The following is a 10,399-nucleotide window of genomic DNA, read 5'->3' on the forward strand; positions in this document are numbered from 1 at the left end:
ATGGAACCACTTAATAACTATACAGCAAAGACGATTTTGAGTGAGGAGATCTTCATTGAGATCTTCTCACAGGAGGATGAGATCCAGAAAGCAAGGATGATCTTGTCAGCGGAGGAGAGGGCTGATGAGCTGAAGGTTGGTCGACAGTTTAAGCAGCTATTAAAAGCGTATAAGAAAGTGGCAGAGGAGAAGCCACGTAAACAGGAAACACAGAGCGTTGAGAATTGGACAAACTTTGGACCGCCATATCCGAAAATGAAGTGTCGATCATGGATTGCAACTCAGGATGGCATCTACCAGCAGACCACAAATCCATTCTCTCCTGATATCCTGGCATGTTACCATCCGATCTTGCCGATCGAGCGCCTGAAGAACATTGAGACCGGTGACGAACAGATTAAGTTGGCTTTTAAGCGATCTGGCCGCTGGGAGGAGGTAATTGTTGCAAAGACTACGATTACCTCTGCCGCAAAGATTGTTTCATTGTCCGCGAAAGGTGTGGCAGTGACATCTGAGAACGCAAAGTATCTGGTTCGGTATTTATCAGATGTGGAAAATATGAACGATGATGAGATTGATGTGCAGTATTCTACGAGCAAGCTGGGCTGGATCAAGGACGGTTTTATGCCGTATAACACGGAGGTCGTGTTCGATGGTGACAATCGCTTCCGGGATCTGTACGAGAGTATCTCAAAGTATGGCAGTAGAGAGCTTTGGATCCGACATATAAAGAAGCTGCGTGCATCAGGAAAGATGGAGATTAAGCTGATGCTGGCAGCATCGTTTGCATCGGTTCTGGTTTCTTTGCTTGGAGGGCTGCCATTCATCGTAGATCTGTGGGGAGAGACAGAGGGTGGCAAGACGGTGACGCTGATGGTGGCTGCATCGGTCTGGGCGGATCCGGCCGAGAATAAGTACATCGGAGACTTTAAGACTACAGATACTGCGCTAGAGTCCAGAGCGGACATGTTGAATCATCTGCCGCTTGTAATGGATGACACCAGCAAGGTCTCAGATCGCATCAGAGGCAATTTTGAGGGCATGGTGTATGATTTATGCTCTGGTAAGGGTAAAAGCCGCTCAAACCGCGATCTGGGCGTCAACAGGGAGAATCGGTGGCAGAACTGCATCCTGACTAGTGGCGAACGTGCTCTGCAAACCTATGTGAGCCAGGGCGGTGCGATAAATCGTATTCTGGAAATTGAGTGCGGAGACTATATCTATCAGGATCCACGTGAGACCGCTGAGACGGTCAAGGGCAATTATGGCTTTGCTGGTGAAGAATTTGTCCAGATCGTGACGGATATGGGCAGAGAGGCGGTACGAACCATTCAGGAGGGTATTCTGAATGAACTGATTGATGATAGCAAGATGCAGAAGCAGGCAACGGCTCTCTCGATTATCCTCACAGCGGACAGAATCGCCACAGAGCGCATTTTTAAGGACAAGCAGTATATTTCCATTACCGATGCGAAGAACGTCTTAGTTGACCGCTCAGAGCTTTCTGACAATGACAGGGCATATCGGTTTATCTGCGATAAGGTGGAGATGAACCCTGCTCGCTTTGATGATGAGACGAATTGTGAGAAGTGGGGTGTGCTGGATGGAGACTATGTGTATTTCTTTACCCAGGCATTTGACGAGCTGTGTGAAGCTGGTGGATTTTCACGCAAGAGTATTATGTCTTGGCTGGAAAAGAAGAAGCTATCTTTGCAGGATCAGGGTCGTGTTACCAAGGTGAAACGCATCAATGGGAAGCTGACCAGGTGCATCTGCATACTGATCGAGCAGGGAGAGGAGCCGGCCGATGAGGGCGGTTTTGTGCCGATACCACAGAATGAACAGGAAACATTACCGTTTGTGTAACCGGTAACGGTAACAACGAAAACCCTTGATTTTGCTGGAAAAAATGCATGGTGTTACCACGTTACCACTGAAACCAAGGGAAAACCGTGTCTTATATACAGAAAATAAAAAAATAATAAGAATCACGTAATTTTAAATTTCAAAAATAAAAAAGCACAAAATCACCGGTAACACTGGTAACATGCTCATAAAATCAAGTAAATATGCGGGTTTGAAGCGTTACCCAACATGTGGTAACGGAGTGGTTACAAAAATTCAAAAACGGTTACAACGGGTGATGTGCATCACATACAGGAGGTAGATTATGCAGGTGAAAGGTGAATTGGACATCAATCGCATGCCAGAGCGTGAAGCAAAGCGTATCCTGGATAGAATCGTATCTGCATATGTGCGGACACAGTTAGATAATGTCAAATGCGCAGCAGCAATATGTGCGGTACTTGACTCTGAGGGTTTAGTGATCGATGAGAACTACGAAGAAGTAAGAAAGAAGCATATGGGGTATTGATATGGCAAGTGTGATGAAGAAAGATATCCCTCAGATCAGTGAGTTCATGCAGGAGTTCTGGACGCTAACGAAGAAGTACTGGATTCCAGAAAATACAGATGCATACTGGAACGCATTGATTAGTGATTGCCAGCAGTTATCTAAAAAGTATACGGATTCATTCGTAGAGGATATGTTAATCGCATTTATCAACAATCGTGAGAAGGAAGGTAAAAGAGATGAAAAACAAAAATATGTGTACACTGAAGGAATTAAACCTGCAGGCAGCAATGCTGAAGGGCAAAGGCGATCTGGAAGGTGTGATCCGCCTGGCAGAAGCGAACGGACTTACAGTGCGAACAGCAGAGCGCTACCTGATGGGCGAAGAACCTACGCTTACAACTCAGAAAGAGTTGGCGATCGGTAGATTACTTCTTGAGAGCGTTGATCTGGATTTGCGTCAGTCGGTGGTCTTAACAGGAATATTAATCGTGGTCAATAAGGCAGTGAGAGAAGATCCTAAGTTACAGGAGGCAGTTATCAGCAATAAGAGATCGTTACTTGGATGTGTTGGACATCTGCTCAGACTACAAAGCAAGGCACGGAATGAATTGCCAGACGAGATTGCAGCAGTGTGTGGTTTGACAATGATTCAGGATATTCCAGAATGGGCAGCAAGGGAAGCGATCAAGGAATATTATCTTGAAAAGACATCAACCGATCTGGCTATTGCAAATACATACGTTGATTTTCAGGACCTTCAGAAAGGAGAATCACATGAACAAACGTCAGAGTAAGAAGCTATATCAGCAGCGACACGGTTACAATCCGGGCGAAGAAGATCGGATCCAGCTGCAGATCAGCGATACAATCAAGTACACAGAGTGTAGATTGGTAGAAGCAGAGAAGGAACGAGTAAACCGTACATATTCGGGATTCCTTGAAAGTATTAAGCAGCGGCCAAGAAGTAAGGCACGTTGGTGGAGGAGAACAAGATGAGTAGATTAACAGAAACTGATAGTCAAGGTAATTGGGCTTTAAGTGGTGTTGCATGGAAATCATTGTATGCAGGACAAGTCATCACGGATGAAATGTGGGAAAAGATCTACGGCGCATTGTGGAAGCTTATGGAGTACGAGAATACTGGATTCAGTCCGGATCAGATCCCTGATGTGGAAGATCTGCATGACATAAGCATTGATCATTGCACAGGATATCTGGTACAGACAAGAAGCGGTGGTATGATGATCGCTCATTACATCAGGGTGTTTGGAGATGAATATTTTGAGTGTCGTACATTACCGATTCGTGATGTTGTGGCATGGATGCCTCTGCCAGAGCCGTATCGAAGAAACGGAGGTAAGCGATTATGAGACTAATTGATGCAGATTTTATCATTTCTATACTTGATGAGGCTGAACAGGAGTATCCTGAGCATAAGCCAATATACGATATGTTTAGAGATGTGATTAATGCTGTGCCAACTGCGGCGGAGATTGTTAGCCAGGAAGACACCGAAGAGTAGCTTGTAGTAGGGTGAGAGGAGGTGATACCGATGGAAACAGAAGGCATGACACGGGAGCGCCTGGAAGCGTACCGGAGCAATCGGGACGAGATCAAGGAGCTGAAGTACAAGCTTGATCATCTGGGTGAGGGTGACAGCCTAATCGGAAATGATGTGATCTTCGATTACCGGAAAGGGTATCCAATGCCACAGGCAGTTGTCGGATATGATTACGAGCTTGGAGCAAAACGTCGTAAACGGTATAAGACTCAGATTGTGAAGCTTGAAGCTGAACAGGATTGTATTGAGGAGTGGGTCTTCGGAATCCGGGACAGCAGGACACGAAGGATTTTCCAGATGTACTTTCTTGAAGGATTGACACAAGAGAAGGTCGGAAGAAAGATGAATATGGATAGGAGTGTTGTAAGCAGAAAAATTGATTCATATTTGAAATTTGCACACAAAACACAAAAAACACATTTATAATAACAATAGAGGTCATAGGCCTCCGGTATATTTCTCCCTTGGAGCCGCCAGCAAACATACTGGCGGCATGTGTTTTTGTTATAATACAATAATGCGAAAGTTTAATAAAATACCGGCTATTACTTGATTTTCTATTGTAAATGTGATATCTTCGAATAAGATCTTGTAAGTATGTCCATTATTCGAAAGGAGAGGATGATATGAGTTCAAAATTATTGGCAAAAGGTGGAGTTGGTGATTTTGATAAAAGAATTTGTCCCAAATGTAAGGAAGGAGTATTAGAAGTAGATCTTTTTGAAGAAAAATATGTCTGTAGTACTCCATGGTGTGGTTATAGTAAAGAATTTACAGCGGAAGAAACTGCAGCATTTGAAAAGATGAGAGAAAAATCGGAAGAAGAAGCCGAACCGAGTTTAGAAGAACAAATGGAACAAGCAGAGTTATTAAATGATATCGATGAAGAAGATGACTTTGAAGAAGATGATTTTGAAGATCATTATGATTAAAGATTAAATGTAAAATAAAATTAAAAGGCAGTCCTTCGGGGCTGCTTTTCTTATACCCAAAACAACACGAATGAGAGGTGGTGAGGTTTGGCAAGAGCGAGAGACCCGAACAGGGGGAAAGCTTTCGAGATCTATAAAAAGAATGCTGGAAATATTGATTTAGTTGAGATTGCAAGTCAACTAAATGTTTCGCCAGGAACAATTAGAGGATGGAAATCAAAAGATTCTTGGGATGATCAATTGAATGGAACGCTCCGTAAAAATACGGAACGCTCCAAAAGAAAAAAAGAAGAAAAACAAAAGGAAAAGGTAACGGCAGAAAAAGAGGTTGAGCAGATAATTGAAGCTCCGGATTTAACTGATAAACAGCGGCTTTTCTGCTTGCTTTACGTTCGCTGCTTCAACGCGACCAAAGCATACCAAAAAGCATATCAATGCGATGAATATTCAGCCCGCACAAATGGTTCTCGAATGATAACATTTGATAACATTCGGGAAGAAATTCGGCGCTTGAAGCAGACCCGATTGAGTCGGGAATTGCTGGATGAGTCTGATATCTTTCAAAAATATATCGACATTGCTTTTGCTGACATCACAGACTATCTCGAATTTGGCACTGAAGAGGTCCCTGTCATGGCGCTGTATGGCCCGGTAAAGGTCAAAGACCCTGATACTGGCGAAGAAAAAGAACTTACCAAGACAGTAAATACTGTTCGATTCAGATCTTCCGCTGAGGTAGATGGCACCATTGTGGCAGAGGTGAAGCAAGGCCGTGATGGAGCAAGCATCAAACTTGCGGATCGAATGAAAGCTCTTGATTGGCTTGCAGCACACATGGATCTGGCAACAGATGAGCAGCGAGCGCGGATTGCCCAGATCAAAGCCCAAACAGAGAGATTATCTACGCAGCCAGTTGAAAATGAAGATGATGGAGTTGAGATTATAAATGATGCGGACGAAAAAACAAGTCAGGATATCAGAGATAGTAATACCGAAGTATCTTCCGGTGTTTAACAATAAAATGTATAAACATATAATTTTGACTTCTGGCCGAGCTGGCACGAAATCTAGCTTTGCTGCGATCCGAACAGACTACCAAATTGTATCAGATCGGCATGGGTCTGTAGTGGTGCTTCGTAAACATCATAACAAGCTTCGGAAGACCGTCTACAAAGAAATGCTCCGCGGAATCAATCGCTTGCAGATTCCAAAGAATAGGTTCTACATAACGAAAAGCCCGATGGAGATCACCTATAAGAAGTACAACACCACAATTTACTTCTCTGGCTCAGATGGCATCGACGATACAAAAGGTATTATTGACGAAGACAAGCCAATCAAGTTAGTTGTCTTGGATGAGCTGACAGAGTTCTTTGACGATGGTGAAGGCGAGGATGAACTTGCCAATATAGAGGCGACATTCGTTCGTGGAAATAAGGCAGGATTCCAGATGATCTACCTCTATAACCCTCCGAAGAATCCAAATGCAGCTGTAAATCTTTGGTGCAAGAAGATGGAGCAGAGACCTGACTGCATTCACATACATACCGATTACAGAGACGTCCCTGTTGATTGGCTTGGACAAGACTTGATCAGTTCCGCAGAGGCCATGAAAGCAGTAGACCCAAAGATGTATCGCTGGACATGGCTTGGAGAGTCAGTGGGTGTTGATGAGCTGATTTACTACATGTATTCCAGCCGAAACCGGAAGAGACCTGAGAAAGGTCGAACCTACGAGAGGGCATATATTGGTGGTGATTACGGACAGCAGAACGCAACGACCTATCAGGCATTTGGACTCGATGTGTATCGGCAAAAGTTTCCGGGGCTGGGAGAATATTATCATAGCGGACGCGATTCAGGAACGCAGAGAAGCCCTTCTGAATATGCGCAGGATCTTGTGGAGTTCATGAATGAGCTACATGAAGAGTATGAAATCAAAGTCTTTTATATATGCTTAGATCCATCGGCAAAGGGCCTTCAAGAAGAAATCCGAAGAGCAACCAGATCACTTCCGGAATACGGCGTTCTGATCAGAGATGCAGACAATGATGTTGCACTTGGTATCAGCCGTGTACAGAAAGCATTTGTATTTGATATTTTGAGCATCTCACCCAAGCAGGAGAACTTGGACAGGGAGCTTGGAACCTATGAGTATGATAAGAAGTCCATTGAAAAAGGCAAAGAGGTGCCGATAAAGGAAAATGATCACAGCTGTGATGCGTTAAGATACGCAGTGATGACGGCTTGGCGTTATATAAAGCAATGGCTTCCAATAGAAGCAGAAAAAAGAGAATATAGCGCAGATATTGCGAGAAAGGAGGTTGAAGAGGATGGATATATTTAGCTATTTTCAGAAAAAAGGAATTGATACTGTGGATAGATCTTTCTATAGAATGATTGCTTTGTGGGAGAGCTGGTATAAGGGGAAAGTGAGAAATTTCACTTTTTACCGCATTTATTCCGGAAAGGGAACATACTCCAGAAAGAAGAGGAAAAGCCTTGGAATGGCAAAGAAGCTTTCGGAGGACATTGCAGACCTGCTTTTGAATGAACGTGTACAGATTACTTTATCAGACGAGGCTACAGGCAACTTTGTAGAAGAAATTCTTCAGCAAAATCACTTTCTGGTGTTGGGAAATGATTACCAGGAAAGAAAAGCATATTCCGGAACTGTTGCATACATTCCATATCTGTATGATGCAACAGCGACAGATGACGGACACATTATTCCGGGAACCGGCAAGATCGGAATTGATTATGTAAGCGCGGCGAATATCTTTCCAATCAGCTGGAGCAATGGCAAAATTACAGAATGTGCATTCACTTTTTATAAGACTGTAGCCAGGAAGAAGTATGTGCAGGTGCAGTTTCATAGACTGGAAGAAACTGAAACCGGAATGCAATATGTGATTGAAAATAATGTGCTGGAATGCCAGCAGGGAAGCCAGGAAGGCAAGGAACTGGCAGAAGAGGAATGGAAACGGCTGAGTCCATTTCGTTATCTTTCTGCCAGAATTGAGACTGGCTCTCCAGATCCGCAATATGTGATTGATCGACTGAACATCGTGAACAATGCAGATGAGGACGAGAGCAATCCTATGGGAATTGCGATCTATGCAAATGCTATTGATGTATTGAAAAAACTGGATATTGAGTATGACTCTTATACTAATGAGTTTGACTTAGGGCGCAAAAGAATATTTGTCGCTCCGGAGATGGTCAAAAATGCAGATGGCACTCCTGCATTTGATCCAGAAGATACGGTATTCTATCAGCTTCCAGACAACTACGACAAGGACAAAGAAGGTCTGATAAAAGAAATAAATATGGACCTCAGAACAGAACAGCATTCAAAAGCAATCAATGACGATTTGAATTATCTTTCTTTGAAGTGCGGATTTGGCACTGAAAGATATAAATTTGATTGCTCGGGCGTAAAGACTGCTACAGAAGTTATTTCAGAAAATTCAGATATGTATCGAATGATCAAAAAGCACGAGGTTATTCTTGAAGATGTTTTGAAAGAACTTGTGAAGATTATTATACGCTTAGGAATCGTTCTGGGAAATCAGTTGAATCTTGAGACAGAGGTAACAATTGATTTTGATGATTCAATCATCGAGGATAAAGAAGCTGAGAGACAGTCTGATCGGCAAGATGTCAGTATGGGAGCTATGCAGTTGTGGGAGTACCGCGCCAAGTATTACGGCGAATCTGAAGAGCAGGCAAAAGCAGCCGTTCAACAACCGGCAGAGGTGATTGAATGACACAGGGCGAACTCGAACAGATTCCGCAGCCTTTCGTAGAATTGATGTCTGAACTTGAAAGACGTATCATGAAAGATGTTGTGGAACGCATTAGGGCAAATGGCTTTTCTCCAGCTTCTGCGGACTGGGAGATTTCCAGACTGCATCAGTTGGGAGAATCGGAAGAACAGATCCGAAAATGGATTAAGGAAATGCTTGAAAAGACGGACGATGAGGTAGACAAGATCTTCTCGGATGACGTGTATCGTGAATACTACGGGCACGACCGAGAGTGTCAGGTGTCTGGCTTTGAACAGATTCCTCTTGAACAGAATATCCAGCTGTTACAAGCGATTGAGGCATCCAAAAGGCAGACTAAGGACACGTTCCGAAATCTTACAGGCTCGATGGGATTTGCAATTCGTGACCCTGTAACAAAAAATATTGTATATTCGCCTACAATGAAGTTCTACCAGCAGACGCTTGATGCTGCTATAATGGACATCAAGTCAGGTGCCTTCTCCTACAACACAGTGCTCCAGCGTACAATCAACACGATGACCACATCGGGACTCAGGTGGATTGATTACGATTCCGGTTGGCATAATCGAGTGGATGTGGCAGCCAGACGAGCCATTATGACAGGTTTCCGTCAGGTGCAAGGAAAAATCAACGAGCAGGTGGCAGAGGAACTTAAAACAGACTATTACGAAGTCTCATACCACGTTGGAGCGCGTCCGACTCATCAACCGTGGCAAGGCCGTGTTTGGTCGATGCAGCAGCTGAAAGATGTCTGCGGACTGGGAACGGGGCCGGGTCTTCATGGCTGGAATTGTTACCATGATTACAAGCCGTTCATTCCTGGCGTATCCGTCCGCACCTACACAGATGAGCAACTTGACCAGATGATCAAAGAGGAAAACACCCCGAAAGAATATTTGGGGAAGCAATATACCACCTATGAGGCGCTTCAGGCACAGCGAAGAATGGAAACTCATATGCGCAAAACGCGTCAAGATATCCGTTTAATGCAGGATGGTGGCGCGGATCAGAATGACATCGTGCTAAAAAAAGCCAAGTATCAGGGCCAGATGCAAACTTATAAGGACTTTTCAAAAGCTATGGAACTGCCAGAACAGATGGAGCGAGTGTATCAGGATGGCTTACGAGGCAAGTTCACACCGACTAAGGCAGAGCTAAAAAAAACAATGCCAACAACATTGAAAAATGCGGCCGGACACGATATAATTGAAGTTGAAAAGACCACTTTGACAGGAAAACCGAATAGTATTACTCAGCTGACTGGCAAGAAAGGTGGAATTGACAGAAATTATTACGATGAAAAGGGAAAGCAGTTCAAGCAGATCAGCAACAATAATCATGGGAATGCCAAAATGCATCCATATGGCAAAAATGGAGAACATGCTCATGACTATAAGTATGATGTGAATGGAAAACTTATTGGAAGACCAACTAGAGAACTGACGGAAAATGAAAGAAAGGAGAATGCAGATATATTATGACGGCAAAAAAACTTCGAGACCGAATTGAAAGTTTGTGTACACACGTTCTTTTTGATTATAATGGAAAAGCATGTGGAGTAGATCCGTTTGATGCTGGTCATTTCGATATGTGGTGTGGAGAGGACTTCATGGAGGCACACAGCATTGAGGAAGTAATGCAGGAGCCTTTCTTTGAGGGCAAAGCATTGCAGGATATCATTGACCAGATCGGGAATGTAGAGGGCATGTAAATGAATATTGATTGATACCACCAGTCGAGAGGCTGGTGGTATTTTTAA

Annotated in this window: 13 protein-coding genes; all 13 read left to right on the forward strand. The window is 43.7% G+C overall.

The annotated features are described in order from the left end of the window. The 13 genes from LKD48_RS04415 to LKD48_RS04475 all read left to right on the forward strand — a co-directional run bounded on the left by LKD48_RS04415 (position 1) and on the right by LKD48_RS04475 (position 10,351). Entirely contained in the window at positions 1–1,866 is a 1,866-nt protein-coding gene (locus LKD48_RS04415) for a DUF927 domain-containing protein (protein ID WP_308731321.1), read from the forward strand. A gap of 304 nt (positions 1,867–2,170) precedes the next feature. After that, positions 2,171–2,374: a hypothetical protein gene (locus LKD48_RS04420; RefSeq protein WP_308731322.1), complete on the forward strand. Its 204-nt coding sequence runs from the start codon at positions 2,171–2,173 to the stop codon at positions 2,372–2,374. Between the two features lie 218 nt (positions 2,375–2,592). Beyond that, on the forward strand, positions 2,593–3,150 hold the full coding sequence (locus LKD48_RS04425) for a hypothetical protein (RefSeq protein WP_308731323.1): 558 nt from the start codon (positions 2,593–2,595) through the stop codon (positions 3,148–3,150). Beyond that, on the forward strand, positions 3,131–3,352 hold the full coding sequence (locus tag LKD48_RS04430) for a hypothetical protein (protein WP_308731324.1): 222 nt from the start codon (positions 3,131–3,133) through the stop codon (positions 3,350–3,352). Before LKD48_RS04425 ends, LKD48_RS04430 begins: the two co-directional genes overlap by 20 nt. Next, positions 3,349–3,726, forward strand: coding sequence for a hypothetical protein (locus LKD48_RS04435; protein ID WP_308731325.1), 378 nt, complete (start codon positions 3,349–3,351; stop codon positions 3,724–3,726). Before LKD48_RS04430 ends, LKD48_RS04435 begins: the two co-directional genes overlap by 4 nt. Further along, positions 3,723–3,878: a hypothetical protein gene (locus LKD48_RS04440; protein WP_308731326.1), complete on the forward strand. Its 156-nt coding sequence runs from the start codon at positions 3,723–3,725 to the stop codon at positions 3,876–3,878. The genes LKD48_RS04435 and LKD48_RS04440 overlap by 4 nt, the downstream gene beginning before the upstream one ends. A gap of 30 nt (positions 3,879–3,908) precedes the next feature. Beyond that, the gene (locus LKD48_RS04445) at positions 3,909–4,343 is read left to right on the forward strand and encodes a sigma factor-like helix-turn-helix DNA-binding protein (protein ID WP_308731327.1); all 435 of its coding nucleotides are present in this window, start codon (positions 3,909–3,911) and stop codon (positions 4,341–4,343) included. Between the two features lie 200 nt (positions 4,344–4,543). Then, positions 4,544–4,849, forward strand: a complete 306-nt coding sequence (locus LKD48_RS04450) for a hypothetical protein (RefSeq protein ID WP_308731328.1) — start codon at positions 4,544–4,546, stop codon at positions 4,847–4,849. Positions 4,850–4,936: 87 nt separating this feature from the next. Then, positions 4,937–5,863, forward strand: a complete 927-nt coding sequence (locus LKD48_RS04455) for a terminase small subunit (RefSeq protein ID WP_308731329.1) — start codon at positions 4,937–4,939, stop codon at positions 5,861–5,863. Between the two features lie 7 nt (positions 5,864–5,870). Beyond that, entirely contained in the window at positions 5,871–7,196 is a 1,326-nt protein-coding gene (locus LKD48_RS04460; protein WP_308731330.1) for a PBSX family phage terminase large subunit, read from the forward strand. Continuing rightward, positions 7,183–8,619, forward strand: coding sequence for a phage portal protein (locus LKD48_RS04465; RefSeq protein WP_308731331.1), 1,437 nt, complete (start codon positions 7,183–7,185; stop codon positions 8,617–8,619). The genes LKD48_RS04460 and LKD48_RS04465 overlap by 14 nt, the downstream gene beginning before the upstream one ends. Next, positions 8,616–10,121, forward strand: coding sequence for a phage minor capsid protein (locus tag LKD48_RS04470; protein ID WP_308731332.1), 1,506 nt, complete (start codon positions 8,616–8,618; stop codon positions 10,119–10,121). Before LKD48_RS04465 ends, LKD48_RS04470 begins: the two co-directional genes overlap by 4 nt. Then, positions 10,118–10,351 (forward strand): hypothetical protein, encoded by a 234-nt coding sequence (locus LKD48_RS04475; RefSeq protein WP_308731333.1) that lies wholly within the window; start codon positions 10,118–10,120, stop codon positions 10,349–10,351. Before LKD48_RS04470 ends, LKD48_RS04475 begins: the two co-directional genes overlap by 4 nt. Positions 10,352–10,399: the final 48 nt, after the last annotated feature.

The sequence above is a fragment of the Anthropogastromicrobium aceti genome (genome assembly GCF_020687335.1).
GTDB classification, from domain to species: domain Bacteria; phylum Bacillota; class Clostridia; order Lachnospirales; family Lachnospiraceae; genus Anthropogastromicrobium; species Anthropogastromicrobium aceti.